Genomic DNA, 20,414 nt, shown 5'->3' on the forward strand with positions numbered 1-20,414 from the left:
GCGGGTTCGCGTGGTGACCGCCTGTCCGGAGCACGGGCGTACCCTGCCCACCGGTGGGCCGGTCAGGCGCCCGCCGTGAGAGCGCGGATCGCGCCGGGCAGCTCCAGCGCGACGTCCAGCGCCACGATGGGCGCCTCGCCCATGCGCGGATCACCCGCGGCGGCGCGGGCGGCCAGGCCGTGCGCATGGGCCGCGCACGAAGCCGCGTCATAACAGCTCAACCCCCCGGCGAGGAGGGCGCCCGCGATGCCGGCGAGCACGTCGCCCGTGCCGCCGGTGGCGAGCCAGGGAGTGCCCGTGAGGTTCACACGGACCGGCCGGCCCTCCTCCGCGACCAGGGTAGTCGACCCTTTGAGCAAAACCGTCACGCCGAGTTCCTCGGCCGCGCGCCGCGCGTAGTGGAGCCTGCGGGCCTCGATCTCGCCGGACGGTACGCCGAGCAGGCGGCCGAGTTCGCCGGTGTGGGGCGTGATGAGCGTGGGAGCGTCGCGCCGCAGCAGCGAGCGGTCCCGGGCGGCCAGCGTCAGCCCGTCGGCGTCCACGAGCACCGGCACATCGGAGCGCAGGACGGACGCGGCCAAAGCATGGGCGTCGTCGCCGGTTCCCATGCCGGGCCCGAGCACCCACGCCTGCACCCGCCCGACCTGCTCCACCCCCTCGCCCGGGCCGAGGATCGTGGTGATCGCCTCCGGCCACTTGGCCCTGACGTACCGGACAGGCTCGGCGGCGCTCGCGAAACGCACCAGCCCGGCGCCCGCACGCACGGCGCCGCCGACGGTGAGCACGCCCGCGCCGGTGAAGCGGTCACCACCGGCGACGACGCCCACCACCCCGCGCCGGTACTTGTTCGACTCCGCCTCGGGCCTCGGGAGCAGATCGGCGACGTCGGGGCCGGTGAGAGCCGTCACGCCCGGCTCGGGCAGCCAGGGGCGAAGGCCGATGTCGACCGGGCTCAGCGCGCCCACATGGCTCGCCCCGGGGTCGATCAGCAGCCCGGCCTTCACGGCGCCGAAGGTCACGGTGACGTGCGCGCGCACCGCGTCGCCCCCGACCTCGCCGGTGCTCGCGTCCACCCCGCTCGGCACGTCCACGGCGACGACGATGCCGGAGGCGCGCGCGCTGAGCCGCGCCAGCGTGGCGTACGGCTCGCGCAGCGCGCCGGAGCCGCCGATGCCGACCAGCCCGTCCAGGATCACGTCGGCGCGGTCGATCAGCCGGGCGGCGTCCCCTTCGACGTTCTCACCGGCCTCACCGGCCTCCCGCAGGTCCAGCGTCCTGCCGCCCGCGCGGCGCAGGGCTCCGAGGCCGCCCTCGTGCGCCGACCTGCCGGCCAGCACGGCGTCCACGCGCGCGCCCCTGCGGGCCAGGTCCGCCCCGGCGTACAGGGCGTCGCCGCCGTTGTCCCCGGCGCCGATCAGCAGCACGACGCGCGCGCCGTACACGCGGGGCAGCAGACCGGCGCAGGCCGCGGCGAGCCCGGTGGCGGCGCGGCGCATGAGCGTGCCCTCGGGCAGGCGGCTCATCAGCTCGCGCTCGGCCGCCCTGATCTCGTCGGAGGTGTACGCGGTCAGCATTCCACCGAATCTAGCCCTCCCCGATCATCGGGGCGAAGGCCACCCGCCGCTCAGCCCTCGGCGATCACGTACGCGATGGCGAAACCGCCGTCGTGGCTGAGGGAGACGTGCCACCGGCGCACGCCCAGCTCGCGGGCGAGGTCGTTCACCCGCCCGGTCAGCCGGAGCACGGGCCGGCCGAGGGCGGCCGTCGTGATCTCGGCGTCGCGGTGGGCGAGACCGGGCGGCGCGCCGAGCGCCTTGGCCGCGGCCTCCTTGGCGGCGAACCGCGCCGCGAGGGAGGCGATGGGCAGCCCGATCTCGGCCTCGGTGAACAGGCGCTCGCGCAGCTTGGGGGTACGTTCCAAAGCGACGTCGAGGCGGGCGATCTCGACGATGTCGACGCCGATGCCGACGATCACCGGCCCGCCCTCCCCTGCGCCCAGGAGCGCATTAGGGGTGGCGAAGCGTGCCGCCCGGCCTTGACAGGCAGGGGGACTCCATGCGGCACCCGCGCACAGGCGGGGGGCCCGACGCTCGGGCGCACCGGAGCGGCAGGTGGCGGCCATTGCGTCACGGTCCAATCTTGCCCCACTCCAGCAGCTCAGGTCTCCTTGCAGCACCCCCCGGTATCGCCCCACCCCTACCCCTAGGGCGACACCCCTGTGTCGGGGTTTCGAAGATCCACTCCCCCTTTTCACCCCCTGGGAGACCGCGCCCGCCGCGCCGAGACCCCCGAGCGGCCGGGCGCGCGGCCCTCAGTAGAGTTTGCGGCCATGGAGGCACCCACCCCGTACGTCGAGCTGAGCCGCGCGCAGTGGCGGGACCTGCGCCTGAACACGCCTCTCACCTTGACGGCCGAGGAGCTCGAAGAGCTGCGCGGCGTCGACGACCCGATCGACCTCGCCGAGGTCACCGACATCTACCTGCCGCTCACCCGGCTGCTCAACCTGCACTTCACCGGGGCGCGGCAGCGCAGCGCGGCGGTGAACACCTTCCTCGGCGACGACCACGCCCCGCCGCCGTACATCCTCGGCATCGCCGGCAGCGTCGCGGTCGGCAAGTCGACCACGGCGCGGCTGCTGCACACGCTGCTGGCCCGCTGGCCGGAGCACTCCCGGGTCGACCTGATCACCACCGACTCCTTCCTCTACCCGAACGCGGTGCTGGAGGAGCGCGGCATCCCCCACCGTAAGGGCTTCCCCGAGAGCTACGACCGCCGGGCGCTGGTCCGCTTCGTCGCCGAGGTGAAGGCCGGGGTCCCGGAGGTCCACGCGCCCGTCTACAGCCACCTGGAGTACGACATCGTGCCCGGGGCGGTGCAGACCGTGCACCGGCCGGACATCCTCCTCGTCGAGGGGCTGAACGTGCTGCAGCCGCCTCCCCCGGCCGCGCTGGCGGTGAACGACTACTTCGACTTCTCGATCTACGTGGACGCCAAGGTGGAGGACATCCGCGCCTGGTACGTCGACCGCTTCCACAAGCTGCGCCGCACGGCCTTCGCCGACCCGAAGTCGTACTTCTCCTACATCGCCGACATGTCGGAGGAGGAGGCGACCCGGTTCGCCAAGAACGTCTGGCGGGACGTCAACGAGCTGAACCTGGTCGAGAACATCCTCCCCACCCGCGGCCGCGCGGGCCTCGTCCTGCACAAGGGCCCCGACCACTCCATCCGCCGCGTCCGCCTGCGCCGCACCTGACGCCTCCCGGCGTACGGCCCGCGCATCGCGCCGCCCGCCCGGCGGATGAGGAGGAACTCCTCCGTGTGAGGGAGGCCACACCGGACGCGCGTTGGATAGTGTCCCGGGCATGACCATCCTCGCCACCGAGGGACTCACCAAACGCTTCCCCCGGGTGACGGCGCTCGACCGCCTCACCGTCAGCGCGGGGGCCGGCGTCACCGGCCTGGTCGGCGCGAACGGCGCGGGGAAGTCCACGCTCATCAAGATCCTGCTGGGGCTGCTCCCGCCCACCGAGGGCACCGCGACGGTGCTCGGCCTCGACCCGGCCACGCGCGCCCTCGACATCCGCAGATCCGTCGGCTACATGCCCGAGCACGACTGCCTCCCGCCCGACGTGTCCGCGACCGAGTTCACCGTCCACATGGCCCAGATGTCCGGCCTCCCGCGCAGCGCCGCCCGCGAGCGCGCCGCCGACACCCTGCGCCACGTCGGGCTGTACGAGGAGCGCTACCGGCCCATCGGCGGGTACTCGACCGGCATGCGCCAGCGGGTGAAGCTGGCCCAGGCACTCGTCCACGACCCCAAGCTGGTCTTCCTGGACGAGCCGACCAACGGCCTGGACCCGCAGGGCCGCGACGACATGCTCGCGCTGATCCGGCGCATCGGCACCGAGTTCGGCATCAGCGTGGTGGTGACCTCCCACCTGCTGGGCGAGCTCGAACGCGTCTGCGACCACGTCATCGTCATCGACGGGGGCCGCCTGCTGCGGTCCTCGGCCATCGGCGAGTTCACCCAGGCCACCCGGACGATCACCGTCGAGGTCGAGGAGGGCCTGCCGGCCCTGGCCGACCGGCTGACCGCCCTCGGGCAGACGGTGACCACGCACGGCCGCCTGCTGAGCGTCGAGGCCGGCTCCCCGGAGACGTTCGACGTCGTCCGCGACGCCGTCGTCGACCTGGACCTGTGCCTGGTCCGGCTGGAGCAGGGCCGCCACCGCATCGAGGACGTCTTCAGGGAGGAGGCCGTCAATGTCTGAGCCGTCCCCCGCGACCGCGCAGGCCGCCCCCGCCGCGCCGACCGGCGTCATCCACGACATCGGCTACCGCCACTACGAGGGCCCGCGGCTCGGCCGGGGCGCCGCGCTGGCCGCGCTCACCGTCCAGAGCCTCCGCGGCGTCTTCGGCCTCGGCCGCACCGCCCGCGCCAAGATCATGCCGTTCCTGCTGACCGGCATCATGATGCTGCCCGCCGTGGTGTCCATCGCGCTCCTGGCCGTGGTCAAGCGCGTCGAGGTGTCGGTGAGCTATCCGGCGTACGCGGTGATCATGCAGACCGTGCTCGCCGTGTTCCTGGCCGCCCAGTCCCCCTACCTCGTGGCCCCCGACCTGCGGTTCCGGGTGCTGCCGCTGTACATGTCGCGCCCGGTGAAGACCGCCGACTACATCACCGCCAAGCTCGCGGCCATGGCCCTGGCGATGTTCCTGCTCATCGCCGTGCCGCTGACCGTCATGTACGCCGGCGAGCTGCTGATCGACCTGGACGGCCCGCCGCGGAGCAAGGAGTACTTCGCGGCGCTGGCCACCAGCGTCATCTTCGCGGTCCTGCTGGCCTCCGTCGGGGTGGCCATCGCGTCCTTCACCCCGCGGCGCGGGCTCGGCGTCGCGGCCGTCATCGCGGTCTACCTGCTGACCTCCGCGGTGTCCCTCGTGCTGGTGGGCGTGCTGATGTCGGTGAGCCGCGACGGCGAGGCCGCCTGGGCGTGGCTGGTCAACCCGTTCTTCCTCGTCGACGCCGTGCAGGTGTGGCTGTTCGGCACCACCCCGAACAACGACGGCGGGTATCCGAGCGCGGGCGGCCCCGTCGCGCTGGCCGCCATCCTGGTGGTGATCGCCCTGAGCGTGACCGCCCTCGCCCTCCGCTACCGCAAGGCGGCCTCATCGTGAACATCGAACTCGCCCAGGTCTCCCGCTGGTACGGCAACGTGGTCGCCGTCAACGACGTCACGATGACCGTCGGGCCCGGCGTCACCGGCCTGCTCGGCCCGAACGGCGCCGGCAAGTCGACGCTGCTGCACATGATGGCCGGGTTCCTCGCCCCCTCCACCGGCACGGCCACCCTCGACGGCCGGCCGATCTGGCACAACCACCAGATCTACCGCTCCATCGGCCTCGTGCCCGAGCGCGAGGCCGTGTACGGCTTCCTCACCGGCTGGCAGTTCGTGCTGTCCAGCGCCCGCCTGCACCGCCTGCCGTCCCCCGAGGACGCCGCCTCCAAGGCGCTGGCGATGGTCGACATGGAGGGCGCGAAGGACCGGCGCGTCGAGACCTACTCCAAGGGCATGCGCCAGCGGGTCAAGGTCGCCGCCGCGCTCGTCCACGACCCGCAGGTGCTGCTGCTGGACGAGCCGTTCAACGGCATGGACCCGCGCCAGCGCCTCCACCTGATGGACCTGGTCAGGGAGCTCGGCGCCGCCGGGCGCACCATCCTGTTCAGCTCCCACATCCTGGAGGAGGTCGAGCGGGTCGCCCAGCAGATCGAGGTGCTGGTCGCGGGCCGCCACGCCGCCTCGGGCGACTTCCGCGAGATCCGCCGCCGGATGACCGACCGCCCCCACCTCTTCCGCGTCCGCTCCAGCGACGACCGGCGGCTGGCGTCCGCCCTGATCGCCGACGCCTCCTCGGGCGCGGTCTCCCTGGGCGAGGCGGGCCTGGAGGTCCAGGCGGTGGACTTCCGCAGGTTCACCTGGCTGCTCCCGCGGCTCGCCCGCGACGCCGGTGTCTCCGTCTGGCAGGTCTCTCCCGCCGACGAGGACCTCGAAAGCGTCTTCTCCTACCTGATCTCCGGGAGCTCCCGATGAACTCCGTCGTCGCCGGAATCACCTACCGGGCCGTGCTCGGGCGGCGCAGGGTGCTGCTGCTGATCCTGCTGCCGCTGTTGCTGATCGGCCTCGCGGTGCTGCTGCGGGCCATCGGCAGCACGGACGAGAACGCCACGATCAGGCTCATGCAGGTCTACGCGATCGGCATGATGCTGCCGCTGCTCGGCCTGATCGCGGGCACGGGCACGATCGCCCCGGAGATCGACGACGGCACGATCATCCACCTGCTGTCCAAGCCGATCTCCCGGCCGTCGATCGCCGTCACGAAGTTCGCCGTGGCCGCCTCGCTGCTCGCGCTGTTCGCGGCCGTCCCGACGTACCTCGCCGGCTACATCGTCCTCGGGAACGAGGCGGGCATCGCCCCCGGTTTCGCGCTCGGCGCGCTGATCGGCGGCGTCGCCTACGCCGGGGTCTTCCTGTTCCTCGGCGTCGTCACCCGGCACGCGGTGACGGTCGGCATCATCTACGCCGTGGTGTGGGAGGGCCTGGTCGGCCAGTATGTGCCCGGCGCGGGCAACTTCTCGATCCAGCAGTGGGCGCAGACCTTCGCGGGGCAGCTCATCACCTCCGGCTTCTTCAAGACCTCGGTCAGCATGGGCTTCGCCGTCCCGGCCGTGCTCATCGTGACGATCGGCTCGGTGGTGTGGGCGGGCCAGCGTCTGCGTTCCATCTCCCTCACCGGCGAGGAGTGACATCTCCCGGCCGCCACCGATCGCCGCGGCCGGGGGTTTGCTCACACCGCCACGGAGCGCGAGCCCTTGAGAAGCCGTGGCGGCATCACGACCGCGGCGAGTCCCAGCAGCAGCACGACCAACGCGCCGCCCCATGAGGCCCCGACGTCATAGGACTGGTATGGCCAAGCCCACCAGTGCGGGCCACTCCCGTCCGCCCCCCAGAACGCCGCGACGACGAACCCGGCGAGTGGCAGGATCCAGGACAGCGGCCTCCCGAACGCCCGCCCCGACACCAATGCCAGACCCGCGTACAGCACCAGATTCCGTACGGCCTCGGCGCCGGCCGCCACAGACCCGCTCGTCGCGGTCGCGCCGCCCACCAGACCGGCCGCGACGACCAGTGCCGTCGCCAGATGGAGCAACTCCGCCCGGATCAGCCGAGTGCCAGCGGCCCGTTCGAGCGACGCCATGGAACTGTGCAGGCTCCCCGCGGCCAGGACGGCGAACGGGATGGGCGTCAATAAAGTGCTCGCCATCTGCGACCACCCCCGGCTGTTGGCGGCGGGCAGGACGAACTCACCCCCGCCCGTCCACCAGGTGACGACCATCGCGACCACGTACCCGGCCAGCAGTTGCACCAGGTGGTGGGCGCGGGCGTAACGCCAAAGATCAGCACGGTCACCTGTCACGGCAATTTTCTCCGGCCCTGCGGATCGCCGCCAGGCGGTCGCTCACCCACTGAGCCTGTACCCGCTCAGGACGGTGGGCGACATCGGCGATCTCCCGCATGTCGACCCCGGGCGGACCGCCTCCGCTCCCCAGGGCCTCCGCGGTGCCGTAACTCCGTACTTGAAGATAGGCGTCGAGGCGGAACGCCTCGTGGGTGAACTTCTCGCTGTTCGCCGCGGGCACGTCACAGACAGGCAGGGTGCTATTGAGCACCGCCGAGGACAGGAACGAGGGCACCGACACGCCGCCCTCCAGGAGGCGGAAGTCGGCCGCGGCGTCGGGGATGGCCGGATCGCGCAGCCCTGCCTCATAGAACGTCTCCGGTAGCTTGAGCCCCCCACCGGGCAGCGCGGCCAGACGAGCCGCCATCGCACTGACCAGGCCGACGTACCTGCCCTCCTCCGGCCACAGGCACACACGGGGCTTCGCGGCCGAGCACAGAGGCTGGGACGGAGCCGCACGCGTCACCTGCAACGGGCCGGCCATGGCGATCATCACGAGACCGGCCATCACCGTGACCGCTGCCAACGGCCGGAGAACACCTGCGGGAGTTCCACGCGTGTCGCGGTGGACGGCGCGAGCCGGAATCGTCACCGCGAGCACCGCCATCACGAGGGCGAAGGCGAATCGCGTGGCGAACGCCGTGGCCGCGATCTCGACCTGGACGTGCCCCGAGAGCACATAGAACCTGACCGGCCGCAGCACGGTCTGGCCGAACAGGCAGATCGCGACCGCGATGGGGGGAACGAACCTGGACGACCAGAGCTTGCCGGCCAGATGCCCCGCCGAGGCACTGAGGACGACGAGGCAGACGCCGATCCCTAGATAGGACAGCCACAGGAATCCGGGCCCGGCATGCGGCGCGCTCACCACGGCGGCGATCATGACCCCGGGCGCATAGGCGACCAGCCCGTAGATCAACGTGCTGCTCAGGAGCAGGAGTTCCGCCGGCCACCGTAGCCGGGCTGCCGCCGCGAGTTGCTCGGCGATCCCGGCCCGGTGCACCCGCCCCGCCGTCCAAGCCGCTCCGCCTCCCAGCACCATGCCGAAGAAGTAGGCGGGAAGCTGGGCGGCCGCGCTCGCCTCCGGCCACACCCCGATCCACCATGTGCTGCGACCGAACAGCATGGCGACGTCCAGTGCGATCAGCACCGGCAACCACCAGCGCAACGGGGAGCGACGCACCTCCGTCCAGAGCATGACTGCCGTCACGCGATGGCCCCCTGTCCTCCGAGAAGGCTCATGTAGCCGCGTTCCAGCGGAGTGTCGCCATCCGCCGAGGGAAGAGCCGCGGCCGCCAGGCTTTCCGGATCTCCCCGCCAGATCAACCGCCCGTCCCTCATCACCACCACGTCGTCGCAAACCGCCGCCACGTCCTCCACGAGGTGGGTGCTGAGCATGACCGCCACGTTCGCGGCGCGCAGCCTGCGCAGCACCGCGCGGAATTCCAGCCGCTGCGCCGGGTCGAGACCCACCGTGGGCTCGTCCAGCAGCACGAGCCTCGGCCGGCCCACGATCGCCGAGGCGATGCCACATCGGCGGATCATCCCCCCGGACAGCGACCTGAGCTTGGCCCCTGACCGTTGCGACAGGTCCACGAAGTCGATGGCCTCACGGGTGTTGGCGTCGATGGTGTTCGCCGGAACCCCGCGCAGCCACGCGCAGTACCGGACGAAGTCATAGACGGTGAAACCGGGATAGAAGCCGAAGTGCTGAGGAAGGTAGCCGATGTGCCGCCGTACCCGCCGGGCCGCCCGCTGCGAGACCACCGGTGTTCCGCAGACTGAGAGGGCGCCTCGAGTGGGCGGGGCGACCGTCGCCAGCGTCCTCAACAGGGTCGTCTTGCCCGCGCCGTTCGGCCCTAGCAGCCCCAGCACACCGGGCCGCACGTCGAGGTCCAGCCCACTGATCACCTCCCGGGCGCCGTAGCCCTGCCCGACGCCGCGCAGTTCCACGACCGGCTCCAACCTGTCCCACCTCACTCATCAACACGGGTGCCCACTCCCGTGGGCACCCGCTGGTCGTGTAGTTCTTATGCTCGTCCGCTGACTGGCGGGCGGCTTTCGTTCACTGGCGAACCCGCATGAAGGCTACGTCAGCTGAACAGCAGGTAGGCCTTGTTTACAGAGAACGTGCACTCGTTGCTGTCGAACGTTCCCGAGTACCCCTTGCTAATCGAGAAAGGCCCGTCCTCCCAGTCCAGTTCGGCCGAGCAGTCGCCATAGACGTAGACAGGCCACATGGCCTTGGTCGCGGACGAACACTTACCAGCGAAGGCGGTGTTCCACCACTGCGCATAGCAACCGTTGGTGGGGGGGGACGTGCCAGCGGCACTTGCGGCGGACGAGAGTCCCGCCACACCACCTGCCACCAGGATTGAGCCCAGAGCGAGGCCTATTCCGGCTCGCTTAAAACCCGACGTGAGGCTCATTGAGGTGTATCCTCCTCGTGCATCGTTGATGCGCTGCGGGCGTTGATTCTTCGCGGGACCGGCGTCCGCAGCTGCTGACGGACAGATTTGATCATAAGCTGTAAAAAAAAAAGCAACTGCGTATGTAAAGTTGCCACCCTGTGGGGCTGACTTGACCTGCGACAGGGAGCCTCTTCGGTGTCGCCTGCGTAGAGCCGCCTGATACGGCCGTTTGACGTCAGAAGCGGGCGCGCGCCGGTGCCGCGTCAGAAACGATGAGGATGCTCGTCGCTCCTGTGACGTTCATGTCTGGGTTTCGCCGTCAGCGGCGGAACATCAGGCGGACGCAGACGCCGATGGCGATGCAGCCGACCGCGAAGACCAGCAGGATCGTCGAGGAGACGAAGCCCACGACCCACAGGCCGCCGGTCTCCGGGCGTGGGCCGATGCCCTGCCACAGGGCCGCCAGCGGTTGCGGCACCGCGAAGGGCACCAGCGTCGCCACCGCGCTCTTGACCGTCACGGTCACGCCGAGGACCAGACCGCCGATCAGCACCACGGCGTACGTCCACGGGTACAGCAAGGAGCGGAAGAAGTAGCCGTCGGTGCCGGTCGAGGCGAGGATCCAGGTGACGATCGCCCCCGCGAGGAACGAGACGACGGCGATCATCTGATACCTGTACCGATTGACCACGAACAATCACCCTAAATGACAATGCAGCCGCGTGCCGTCGCGCGGCCGGCCCGTCCGCGTCGGGAACCGTCCCGTAATCCGGCTTGAGTCTCCACCTGCTGGAGACTGGAAGGTTGTTCCTCGAAGGCACATCCGTAGTGCCGCGCTAAGCACCGAGTATGGATATATGAGGAGATGACCATCATGGCGGACCGGCCGACCGCGCGAGAGCGGCAGCAGATCATCGACGCGTTCGTGAGCGAGACGTTCGCCGGCGTCGACCCCGGCGCGCCCGGCGCGCGCATCGCCGAGGGCATGCGGCAACTGCCCGCCGACGCCCCAGACGAGCTGGACGCGGCCAAGGCCCAGGCCTGGGACGAGCTGGCGGAGCTGGTCGCCGACCCCGCGTTCCGGCAGCGCGTGCGCCAGATGGCGGTCAACGGCGCCCAGGCCGGCCAGGAGCAGCCGTTCGATTCGCAGCCGGTCCTTGAGCACGCCGGCGCCGCGTTGGCGGCGGGCATCGCCCCCGGCTCGCCCGAGGGGCGGGAGGTCCTCGGCAGGATCGTCCCGGAGGACACCCCCGCCGAGGAGCGCCGCCGCCTGGCCGACCAGATGGGGACCTTCACCGACCGGCGGGTGGAGCGGTTCTGGGAGTTGACCGGCGTCCTCAACGACCGGCAGCCCTTCCCGACCGGCGTCCCGGCGTTCGAGTGGCTGATCGAGGCCCTGCGCGCCCACGCCTGAGGCGCCACGAGTCCTGGACGACGAAAGGCGGGGCCCTCTCCAGGAGGACCCCGCCCTTTCGGTACCGCTCTACGCGCCTGGGATCAAGCGCAGGTGGTGCGCACGACCTCGGCCAGCTTCCCGGCGATGAGCTCGGCCTCGTCCTGCGACTCGGCCTCCACCATCACCCGGACCATCGGCTCGGTGCCGCTCGGCCGGATGACCACCCGGCCGGTGTCCCCGAGCGAGCTCTCGGCCTCTGCCACCGCCGAGGCGAGCTCCTTGGACGTTGCGGCCTTGGCCTTGGAGACGTCCCGGACGTTCACCAGCACCTGGGGCAGCCGCGTCATGACAGACGCCAGCTCCTCCAGCGACCGGCCCGACCGGGAGACCTCCGCGAGCAGGTGGAGGGACGTCAGGAGACCGTCCCCGGTCGTGGCGTGGTCGAGCATCACGACGTGACCCGACTGCTCGCCGCCGAAGTTGTACCCCCCGGCCTTCATCGCCTCCAGGACGTACCGGTCGCCGACCCCGGTCTCCACCATGGTCAGCCCGGCCTTCCGCAAGGCGATCTTGAAGCCGAGGTTGGACATGATCGTCGCGACGACGGTGTCCTTCGCCAGGGTGCCCGCCTCGTGCATGGCCAGCGCCAGGATCGCCATGATCTGGTCGCCGTCCACCACCTCGCCCGTGGCCGTCACGGCCAGGCAGCGGTCGGCGTCGCCGTCAAAGGCGATGCCCGCGTCCGCGCCGCGCTCGGCGACGGCCTCGCGCAGCGTGTCCAGGTGCGTGGACCCGACGCCCTCGTTGATGTTGAGACCGTCCGGCGATGCGCCGATCGTCTCGACGGTCGCGCCCGCGCGCAGCAGCGCCTCCGGGGCCACCATGTGCGCCGCGCCGTGCGCGCAGTCGACCACCAGCCGCAGGCCCTCGAGACGGCCGTCGACCGTCGTCAGGACGTGCGAGACGTACCGGTCGGCCTCGCCGTACGCGTCGCGCACCCGGCCGACGGCGGCGCCCACCGGGCGGTTCCACTTCTCGCCGAGCCGCCGCTCGATGTCGTTCTCGACCGCGTCCGGCAGCTTGAAGCCGCCCCGGGCGAAGAACTTTATGCCGTTGTCCGGCGCCGGGTTGTGCGAGGCGGACAGCATGACCCCGAGATCAGCCCCGAGGGCCGAGGTCAGGTAGGCGACGGCCGGGGTGGGCAGCACGCCGAGGCGCAGCACGTCCACACCGGACGACGCGAGGCCGGCGACCACCGCGGCTTCGAGGAACTCCCCCGAAGCGCGAGGATCCCGGCCCACGACGGCGACCGGGCGGCCGCGCCGCCCGACGCTCGACTCGAACGCTCCGGCGTCGCCGAGGACATGAGCCGCCGCGACCGACAGGTCCATGGCGAGCTCCGCCGTGAGGTCGCGGCCCGCGACCCCACGGACTCCGTCGGTGCCGAACAACCGGCCCGTCAACGCTTGCTGTACTGAGGAGCCTTACGGGCCTTCTTGAGGCCGTACTTCTTGCGCTCCTTCTCCCGCGCGTCACGGGTGAGGAAGCCGGCCTTCTTCAGCGGCGGGCGGTTGGTCTCGGTGTCCAGCGCGGTCAGGGCGCGGGCGAGGCCCATGCGCAGAGCGCCGGCCTGGCCGGTCACGCCGCCGCCGTCGATGCGGACGAAGACGTCGAACTGCTCTTCGGCGCCGAGCGTCACGAACGGCTCGTTGACGATCTGCTGGTGCACCTTGTTCGGGAAGTAGTTGTCCAGCGAGCGACCGTTGATGGTCCACTTGCCGGTGCCCGGCGCGATGCGCACCCGGGCGATCGCTTCCTTGCGACGGCCGGTGCCGTACGAGTTGCCCGTCGTGATGGGCTTACGCGCGGGGACGTCGCTGCTCGGAGCGGACTCGCTGGTGTACTCGGACGGGAACTCCTCGCCGGAGGGGTCCGCAAAGTCCGGCTCGCCTTCGTAGGGCGTTTCGACACCGGTGGGCTCGGCCACGGTTCTCCTCTAACTTTCGATCTTGGCGTCAGCCGTCGGCCAACGGTGTGCGACTACTGGGCGATCTGGGTGAGCTCGTAGGGGACCGGCTGCTGCGCCTGGTGCGGGTGCTCGCCGCCGGCGTACACCTTGAGCTTCTTGACCATCTTCCGGCCGAGGGAGTTCTTGGGAAGCATGCCCTTCACGGCCTTCTCGATGGCGCGGTCCGGCCGCTTCTCCAGCAGCTCGCTGTAGGACACCGAGCGCAGACCGCCCGGGTAGCCGGAGTGGCGGTACGCCTTCTTCTGCTCCAGCTTGTTGCCGGTCAGGGCCACCTTGTCGGCGTTGATGATGATGACGAAGTCACCGGTGTCGACGTGCGGCGCGAAGATCGGCTTGTGCTTACCGCGGAGCAGCGTCGCGACCTGGGCAGCCAGCCGACCCAGCACGACGTCGGTGGCGTCGATGACGTACCACTGACGCTGTACGTCGGTGGCCTTAGGGGTGAACGTGCGCACGGTGGTAAGCCTTCTGTCGGGTGGGCATCTCTGGAGTAGGTCATGGGCGGGCGCACGACAAGGCCCAGACCTTCCGTCTCCACGAACAGGGAGATGACGCCGGACGCGCCGCGCATCGGTCACGACAGACCGATCCACACACAACGAACTAGCAGACTACCGGCTGCGACGAGCATGGGTCAAAACGAGAGACCGACGCAGAGGTGTCACACCGGGTCCGCGCCATACAGTCTACCGGTCACGGCCGCGCACTCCGGGGGACACGAGTACGGACGACCGCGGAAAACCCCGGATTCGGCGCACCACCCGGCCCGGCCGTCCGAAACCTGTCCTGCGAACCGAGATTCGGACACCTTTCCGGAACAAAAACCCGTCCACCGCGTCTCTTCTGTAACATGAGCCGACCTCTCTATATTTGGCAGCGGCATGAGTCAGCGCCTCACCCCCAGAGTTCCCCGGAGGTTCCCCCCTAGGCGGACCCACGTGGGTCTGTTGGCATGCCTGACCGCCGCCCTGGTCGCCGGCATCGTCGTCTCCCGGCTCGACCCTCCCAAGGCCGCCCTGGACGAGGTCTACCTGCAGACCGGCGTGCCCACGGCCACCCCCGGGCGCGTCCTCGCCGCCCCCGAGGTCGCCACCACGCACATGCCGCCCCTCGGCCGCGTCGCCCGCCCGAGCGCCCGCCGTCCCACCGCCGAGCCGCGCGCCGTCCCGAGCCCCACCGCCACCACCACCAAGAACGACAACGCGATCGACGGGAGCGGGTCCCAGACCCCCGGCGGCAACGCCAATGTGGGCACCGCCAGCGGCAACGGCCTGACCGCGCCCCCCGACGACGCCACGCCCGTCTCCCAGCTCGAAGCGGACGCCGTCACGCTCACCAACGAGGAGCGCACGCGCAAGGGATGCGCGCCGCTGCGGCTCGATCCGCGCCTGGCCCGAGCCGCTCGCGCCCACAGCCGGGACATGGCCAGGGGCGACTACTTCGGCCACACCTCGCCCGACGGCACGAGCCCCTGGGACCGCATGGCCCGCGCCGGCTACAGCAACAGCGCGGCGGAGAACATCGCCCGCGGCTACGAGACCGCGGAGGAGACCGTCCGCAGCTGGATGGCCAACAGCGGACACCGCCGCAACATCCTGAACTGCCAGATCAAGACCGTTGGCGTCGGAGTCGCCTACGGCTCGGGCGACATCTGGTGGACCCAGGACTTCGGCTATTCCTGACCTGTTATGTCGCGTCGCCGGGCTACTCTCGGCGCATGGGTTACCCCGGGGACCAGCCACCACGCCGTCAGCCTTACCGTCCGTACGAGCCGCCCGCGCCGACCGGTTCGCCCAGGCCGGAGGAGCGAACGGACGAGCGGGCCAGGGAGTCCGCGGCGTGGCCCACACTGCCCCCGGAGGAGGAGCGCGAGCCCGCGCGACACCCGATGCCGCGCGTGGAGGAACGCCGCAGGCGCGCCGAGGGCCCGGTAGGCGACCCCTTGTTCGGCCCCCTCGACCTCGGCGACTCCGGCGACTCGCGCGAGCAGAGCCCTCCGGGTGGCTCGCTCTTCGGCACCTCCACGTATGGCACGGAGTCCGCGTACGGCACCGGGTCCACCTCGACGTTCGGCACGGGGCCCGCGTCCGCGTTCGGCACCGGCTCTCCGTACGGCACGGAGTCCACGTCCACATACGGCATGGATCCGGCGTCCGGGTACGGGACGAGATCCGAGCCCACGACCGACCCAGGGCTGAGCCTGGGTCCCGCCGGTCACGACCGGGGGTCCGTCGATAACCCGGCCCTCCGCACGGACCCGGGCCTGGGCGGACCAGGTGGCCTGCCCGGCGCCCCCTCTTTCGGCGCGGCCCCGTCGCCCTCCGCCGCCCCCGGCTTCGGCGCGACCCCGCCCTCCCGGCCCTCCCCGCCCTCTCTGCCCGGCGCGGGCTTCGGAGGCGATCAGACTCCCCCGTCCGGGACTGACTTCGGCGCGAATCCGAGTAGCCCGAGCGGCGCGAACTTCGGCGGCGCGTCGGCGAACCCGTCGGCGCCCGGCTTCGACTTCGGCGCGAACCCCCACACGTCGAACGGCTTCGGACAACCAGGCACCACCAACGGCGCCGGCTCGGGCTTCGGGGATCCAGGCGCGGCCAACGGCGCCGGCTCGGCGTTCGGGGATCCAGGCGCGAGAGGCGACTCCGCGCATGGATTCGGATCCGCGTTCGGAGGGGTCGGCGGGGGCAGCGCCTTCGAGTCGCCCCGGGGACGCGGAAGCGTCTTCCAGGACCCCGAGGGCCCGAATCCCTTCGGCCGGCCGTCCGATCCCTCTGCCGGTCGTCCCTTCGACCAGCCCTTCCAGCGTGCCTTCGAGAACCCCGAGTCGCGTCCCTTCGAGCAACCCGGGCCGCAGGAGGCCCGCAACCCGTTCGAGACGCGCCAGCCCGCCTCCCGTCCCTTCGCCGACCAGCCGGGCGGCAACCCGTTCGAGCCGCCCCGCGCTCCGAGCCACCCGTTCGAGCCGTCGCGCCCCGAGGCGGACCCGTTCGGGACCGGCCGCACGCCCGCGAGTCCTTTCGAGCCGTCGCAGCCGCCGGGCGGCACGTCCGAGGGGGCCCGCGCCGAGGAGCGTCCGTTCGAGGCGTTCTCCCGCCAGGCCGGCGGGGCTTTCGGACGTACGGACGACGTTGGCGCGGCCGACGGCGGGAAGTCGCCCCGTCCGCCGAAGGAGACGCGCAGGAGCGAGCCGGATCCTGGAGGCCGCTCCAAGGGCCCGCTGTTCGTCGTGGGCGGCGTCGTCGTGCTGATCGCCGCGGTGGTCGGGGGCATCCTGTTCCTGCGCAACCTCGACGACGCCCCGCCGCCGGCCGCCGCCCCGACCACGGGTCCCACCGCGCAGGTGCCCCTCGCGGCGGACAACGCCGACAAGTACGGCTTCGCGGCCTCCCGCAAGACGGACCCGCAGCCGCTCACGCTCAACGAGATCTTCGGCCACAAGACGGTGAGCGCGCACGGCCGGTCGTACACCATGACGGTCCGGCGAACCGACAAGAAGTGCAAGGACGCCGTGCACGGGACGAAGATCCAGAAGTTGCTGACGGCCGCGGGCTGCACCCAGTTCCTGCGCGCCAGCTTCCGCGACAAGCCGGGCAACCTCATCGGGACGGTCGGAATCGCGAACCTGAAGAACGCGGCGGCGTCGAAGAAGGCCGCGAAGCCGGGCTCGGGCGACCAGCTCGCGGACTACGTCACGCCGCTGCCGGGCAAGGACACCGCGACCAAGCTGCTCGGCGGCCCCGGGGAGTCCTTCGCGACGGCGTGGCCCCAGGGGCACTACCTGGTCATGCTGTGGTTCCAGTACAAGGACGGGCACAAGCCGTCGAAGGCGGAGATGAAGCGTCTCAACCGGGCGGCCATCGACATCACCGAGGCGACCGTTTTCGCGGCGCTGGACACCCGGGCGCTCACAGGAGCACGAAACTGACCCCGGAACTCGTCAGGAGCGGACGTGGAGCCTCACGGAAGCAGGTCGGATTCCCCTAGAAGGGGACATAAGCATACATATTGGACCGCGAGCTAGACCCGGAAACGCCCATAACGGTATGCCGATCTCCGACTGTGGATACGCTTCCGCGTATGCGTGGCCAGGATTCCGGACCCGAGCACGAGCGAGAGACCGAGAGTTCGGGGGCTCCGGCAATGCCACCCCCCAGCTTCGGCCAGGCTTTCCCCGCCGTGCCCATGCCCGAACACACCCCAAGCCCTCCGGCGCCCCCTCACCTTCTGCCTCCTGACCACCCCCAGTCCCGCTCGGCCACCCCCTCGCCTCCGAGCGGACCTGGCACTACACCACCCCCGCTCCCTCCCACCGGCCCCGGCGCTCCCGGCGGCACGGGCGTTCTGGGGAACCCAGGCGTCCCTGGCGGCCCGATGAGCCCAGGCGGTACAACGAGCCCGAGCAGCCCGGCGGGCCCAGGCGGAACGGCGGGCCCAGGGGGAACGACGGGCCCAGGGGGAACGACGACCTCCAGTGCCCCGGACTCCTGGGGCAGGCCCGAGTCGTGGGGCCGCAACGATGCCCAGCCCTGGCCCGCCGAGGAACGCTTCCCCACCGAGTACGACTGGTTCGGCCAGCCGCTCCAGCCCGCCCCCACGTCCCGCACTCCCAACACACCCCCGTGGCCATCCACCCAGCCCGGCCACCCCATGCCCTCGACCACCCCGGGTTCCCCCACGCCCCCCAACGACGCGGCGGGATCGGACACGCGACGCGCCGAGCCGGTCATGGAACGCTGGCCAGGAAGCCCCAACCCAACCCCCTCCAACTGGCAGCCCCCCACTTCGGCGCCAGCGGCCCCGTTCGGCACGTCGAGCAGTTCGCCGAGCGCCTCGGGTACGCCAACGACGCCGAGCACCTCAGGCATGCCGGGTACGACGGGCGCCTCGGGTACATCGGGCACTTCGGCCACGTGGGGCACCTCAGACACGCTCGGCACCTCGGCCGCGCCGGGCACGTCCGCTATTCCGGGTACGTTGGGCTCGGCCGGGATGGCCGGTACCACCGGCGCGACTGCGAACCCCCCGGGCCTACCCACCAGCGCGACGCACACTCCCGCCGGTTCGCCGGACCCGTCGGCCTGGCAAACGTCCAGCTCCAGCCTCCCGGGCAGCCCACCCGCTCCCCCGCACGCCACCACAAGCCCATCCGACCCGACGACTTGGCGGACCTCCACCTCCGCCCTCCCAGGCAGCCCACCCGCTCCCCCGCACGCCACCACAGGCCCGTCCGACCCGACGACTTGGCAGACCTCCGCCTCCGCCCTGCCCGCGCAGGGTCCCGCCGGTTCGGGGCACGCTCGGGCAGGTGAAGTACCAATGTGGCCGGCCCCCGTGCTGCTGCCCGCCGATGCGCCTCCGGCCGACCCGCCGGCGTCTCCGGGCGCGTGGGCGGGACCGGCAAGCTTCCCGCAGGCGCAGGACGCAGCCCGGGCGGGGACCGAGGCCACGGCCGTGCCGCAGGATTCGCCGTGGAGCGGGGGCCAGGCCACGGGCGTGCCGCAGGACGCGCCCTGGACGCCGCCGGGAACCGTGCCGCCGGTTCTGGGAGCACCCAGCGCGCCTCACGCGGGGCCGATTCCTCCCCCTGACCTTCTCGACGCCCCGACCACGTCGACCGCCCCCACCGCGTCGACCGGAGGGCAGGGCGCCGCGTGGGCCGGCCCCGGGACGGCCACGCCGACTCCCGCCGACGCCCCGTGGTCCCCGGCGACGGCCTCGGCGGCGCCGCAGGACGCCCCATGGGCTCCCTCGGCAGTCCCGGCGTCGGCGCCGCAGGACGCCGGGTCCATGCCCGGCTCGTCCGCTCCGCAGGCCGCCGCCGGCCAGATCGTCTCGGGGGTGTCCGGCACGCCCGGCGTCCCCGGCGCGTCGCCGGCCGAGCGGACGGGGTCCGTACGCCCGGGTGAGCCGGGAGACGTACCCGTATGGCCGCTGACCCCCTTGCCCGGTCAAGGGGAGCGTTCCGGAGCACTGGCGGCGGAAGGCGGCGCCCTGGTGGGCGAGACCACCATCCCGGCCGGAGGCCAGGCGCCGCTCCTCCCAGGAGAGTCCACCATCCGCGTCCCGAGGACGCCATCCCCCGCCACGGGGACACAGCCGGACGCAGCCAACGCCGCCCCGTCCCCTGCGGGTGCGAACCCGGGCGGCATCACTCCGCCACCGGCGGACGCAGCCGTCGCGGACGCCGCTCCGCCAGCCGTTCACCCAACCCCCAGCGACGCCAGTGCCCCCCTCGGTACCCCAACCCTCGGCGGCACCGCTCCGACCCTCAGCGGCGCAACTCCCGGCACCGCTCCCACCCTCGGTGCTCCAGCCTTCGGCGGCGCCACTCCGAGCTTCAGTGACACAACTCCCGGCGGCACCACGCCGCCCCTTAGCGGGACAACCCCAAGCAGCACCGCTCCCACCCTGGGCGACACGAATCCGGGGGCCGCGGGTCCGGCGGCTGGTTACGGGAGCCCTGGCGTCACCGCTCAGCCCTCCGGTGACGCGAGCGCCGGGGGTGCGCCTTCGTCGTCTGGTGGGACGCCGCTCGGCGGCATGACTTCACCGGCCTCACCCAGTCCGGCCTCACCCAGTCCGGCCTCACTCGGTCCGGCCTCACTCGGTCCGGCCTCAACGAGTCCGGGCTCGCCGAGTCCGGCCGGTGGTGGCTCCGCTGCCACCGGGGACCTTCTGGACTCTCCAGCCGTCGCCGCGGGCACGCTGGGCGCGCCGGGTTCGGTCACCGCGCCCCAGACGCCGCCCGCCGACGCGCCCACGCCCGCTCAGGACGCGCCCGGCCCGACATCGGAGGCCACCGGTACGGAGGGGCCCGCGCCCCTGACGCCCGGCCCCGACGGCCCCGGTCCCAAGCCCGCGCCGCCGATCCCGTCCCCCGGACCCGTACCGGCTCCGACGGTGCCCGCGCCCTCTCCCCCGCCGACTCCTGCCCCGGCGCCGACCATCCCGGCGCCACGGCCCGCCGCGCCCGCATCGGTTCCGTCTCCCGAGACGCCGCCTCCTCCGGCGCAGGAGTCCCCTGGTGGCGCGCCTTCCACGGGCCGGAGGGGTATGCCCTTTC

General features: G+C 71.9%; 19 protein-coding genes. 8 read left to right on the forward strand and 11 right to left on the reverse strand.

Translation table 11 applies throughout. The annotated features are described in order from the left end of the window. Positions 1-62 precede the first annotated feature (62 nt). Positions 63-1,574 (reverse strand): NAD(P)H-hydrate dehydratase, encoded by a 1,512-nt coding sequence (locus AB0H21_RS32560; protein ID WP_358524421.1) that lies wholly within the window; start codon positions 1,572-1,574, stop codon positions 63-65. A gap of 50 nt (positions 1,575-1,624) precedes the next feature. Then, the gene (locus AB0H21_RS32565; protein WP_358524423.1) at positions 1,625-1,975 is read right to left on the reverse strand and encodes a holo-ACP synthase; all 351 of its coding nucleotides are present in this window, start codon (positions 1,973-1,975) and stop codon (positions 1,625-1,627) included. A 354-nt stretch (positions 1,976-2,329) separates the two neighbouring features. On the opposite strand from AB0H21_RS32565, the gene coaA reads away from it, so the two are divergent. The 5 genes from coaA (at position 2,330) to AB0H21_RS32590 (ending at position 6,805) form a co-directional block, all read left to right on the forward strand. Beyond that, a complete protein-coding gene (coaA, locus tag AB0H21_RS32570; protein WP_358524425.1) occupies positions 2,330-3,253 on the forward strand; it encodes a type I pantothenate kinase in 924 nt (307 codons plus the stop codon). Between the two features lie 109 nt (positions 3,254-3,362). Then, positions 3,363-4,271, forward strand: a complete 909-nt coding sequence (locus tag AB0H21_RS32575) for an ABC transporter ATP-binding protein (RefSeq protein ID WP_358524428.1) — start codon at positions 3,363-3,365, stop codon at positions 4,269-4,271. Next, on the forward strand, positions 4,264-5,178 hold the full coding sequence (locus AB0H21_RS32580; RefSeq protein ID WP_358524430.1) for an ABC transporter permease: 915 nt from the start codon (positions 4,264-4,266) through the stop codon (positions 5,176-5,178). Before AB0H21_RS32575 ends, AB0H21_RS32580 begins: the two co-directional genes overlap by 8 nt. Then, entirely contained in the window at positions 5,175-6,092 is a 918-nt protein-coding gene (locus AB0H21_RS32585; RefSeq protein ID WP_358524432.1) for an ABC transporter ATP-binding protein, read from the forward strand. Before AB0H21_RS32580 ends, AB0H21_RS32585 begins: the two co-directional genes overlap by 4 nt. Beyond that, positions 6,089-6,805: an ABC transporter permease subunit gene (locus AB0H21_RS32590; RefSeq protein ID WP_358524435.1), complete on the forward strand. Its 717-nt coding sequence runs from the start codon at positions 6,089-6,091 to the stop codon at positions 6,803-6,805. Before AB0H21_RS32585 ends, AB0H21_RS32590 begins: the two co-directional genes overlap by 4 nt. 41 nt (positions 6,806-6,846) lie before the next feature. Here the strand turns inward: AB0H21_RS32590 and AB0H21_RS32595 are convergent, their stop codons facing one another. From AB0H21_RS32595 to AB0H21_RS32615, 5 genes are all read right to left on the reverse strand, one after another. Continuing rightward, entirely contained in the window at positions 6,847-7,476 is a 630-nt protein-coding gene (locus tag AB0H21_RS32595; RefSeq protein ID WP_358524438.1) for a hypothetical protein, read from the reverse strand. After that, on the reverse strand, positions 7,466-8,728 hold the full coding sequence (locus AB0H21_RS32600) for a hypothetical protein (RefSeq protein WP_358524440.1): 1,263 nt from the start codon (positions 8,726-8,728) through the stop codon (positions 7,466-7,468). Before AB0H21_RS32600 ends, AB0H21_RS32595 begins: the two co-directional genes overlap by 11 nt. After that, positions 8,725-9,483 carry an ATP-binding cassette domain-containing protein gene (locus tag AB0H21_RS32605; protein ID WP_358524443.1) on the reverse strand — a complete coding sequence of 253 codons (759 nt, stop codon included), beginning with the start codon at positions 9,481-9,483 and terminating at the stop codon, positions 8,725-8,727. The genes AB0H21_RS32600 and AB0H21_RS32605 overlap by 4 nt, the downstream gene beginning before the upstream one ends. A gap of 128 nt (positions 9,484-9,611) precedes the next feature. Continuing rightward, positions 9,612-9,758 (reverse strand): hypothetical protein, encoded by a 147-nt coding sequence (locus AB0H21_RS32610; RefSeq protein ID WP_358524446.1) that lies wholly within the window; start codon positions 9,756-9,758, stop codon positions 9,612-9,614. A 490-nt stretch (positions 9,759-10,248) separates the two neighbouring features. Further along, the gene (locus AB0H21_RS32615) at positions 10,249-10,596 is read right to left on the reverse strand and encodes a hypothetical protein (RefSeq protein WP_358524449.1); all 348 of its coding nucleotides are present in this window, start codon (positions 10,594-10,596) and stop codon (positions 10,249-10,251) included. 198 nt (positions 10,597-10,794) lie between these two features. Here AB0H21_RS32615 and AB0H21_RS32620 point away from each other — a divergent pair, with 198 nt between their 5' ends. Beyond that, a complete protein-coding gene (locus tag AB0H21_RS32620; protein WP_358524451.1) occupies positions 10,795-11,343 on the forward strand; it encodes a hypothetical protein in 549 nt (182 codons plus the stop codon). A gap of 83 nt (positions 11,344-11,426) precedes the next feature. Here the strand turns inward: AB0H21_RS32620 and glmM are convergent, their stop codons facing one another. The 3 genes from glmM to rplM are packed head-to-tail and all read right to left on the reverse strand — an operon-like array spanning position 11,427 to position 13,809. Further along, positions 11,427-12,788 (reverse strand): phosphoglucosamine mutase, encoded by a 1,362-nt coding sequence (gene glmM / locus AB0H21_RS32625; protein WP_358524454.1) that lies wholly within the window; start codon positions 12,786-12,788, stop codon positions 11,427-11,429. Further along, positions 12,785-13,312, reverse strand: a complete 528-nt coding sequence (rpsI, locus tag AB0H21_RS32630; RefSeq protein WP_358524456.1) for a 30S ribosomal protein S9 — start codon at positions 13,310-13,312, stop codon at positions 12,785-12,787. Before rpsI ends, glmM begins: the two co-directional genes overlap by 4 nt. Before the next feature lie 53 nt (positions 13,313-13,365). Next, positions 13,366-13,809: a 50S ribosomal protein L13 gene (rplM, locus tag AB0H21_RS32635; RefSeq protein WP_358524459.1), complete on the reverse strand. Its 444-nt coding sequence runs from the start codon at positions 13,807-13,809 to the stop codon at positions 13,366-13,368. A gap of 483 nt (positions 13,810-14,292) precedes the next feature. Here rplM and AB0H21_RS32640 point away from each other — a divergent pair, with 483 nt between their 5' ends. After that, a complete protein-coding gene (locus tag AB0H21_RS32640) occupies positions 14,293-15,036 on the forward strand; it encodes a CAP domain-containing protein (RefSeq protein ID WP_358524461.1) in 744 nt (247 codons plus the stop codon). A 35-nt stretch (positions 15,037-15,071) separates the two neighbouring features. Next, the gene (locus AB0H21_RS32645; RefSeq protein ID WP_358524463.1) at positions 15,072-17,276 is read left to right on the forward strand and encodes a hypothetical protein; all 2,205 of its coding nucleotides are present in this window, start codon (positions 15,072-15,074) and stop codon (positions 17,274-17,276) included. A 1,636-nt stretch (positions 17,277-18,912) separates the two neighbouring features. Here AB0H21_RS32645 and AB0H21_RS32650 read toward each other — a convergent pair. Next, positions 18,913-19,200 carry a hypothetical protein gene (locus AB0H21_RS32650; protein WP_358524465.1) on the reverse strand — a complete coding sequence of 96 codons (288 nt, stop codon included), beginning with the start codon at positions 19,198-19,200 and terminating at the stop codon, positions 18,913-18,915. Between the last annotated feature and the right edge of the window lie 1,214 nt (positions 19,201-20,414).

This window comes from Sphaerisporangium sp. NPDC051011, from assembly GCF_040653595.1.
GTDB lineage: Bacteria > Actinomycetota > Actinomycetes > Streptosporangiales > Streptosporangiaceae > Sphaerisporangium.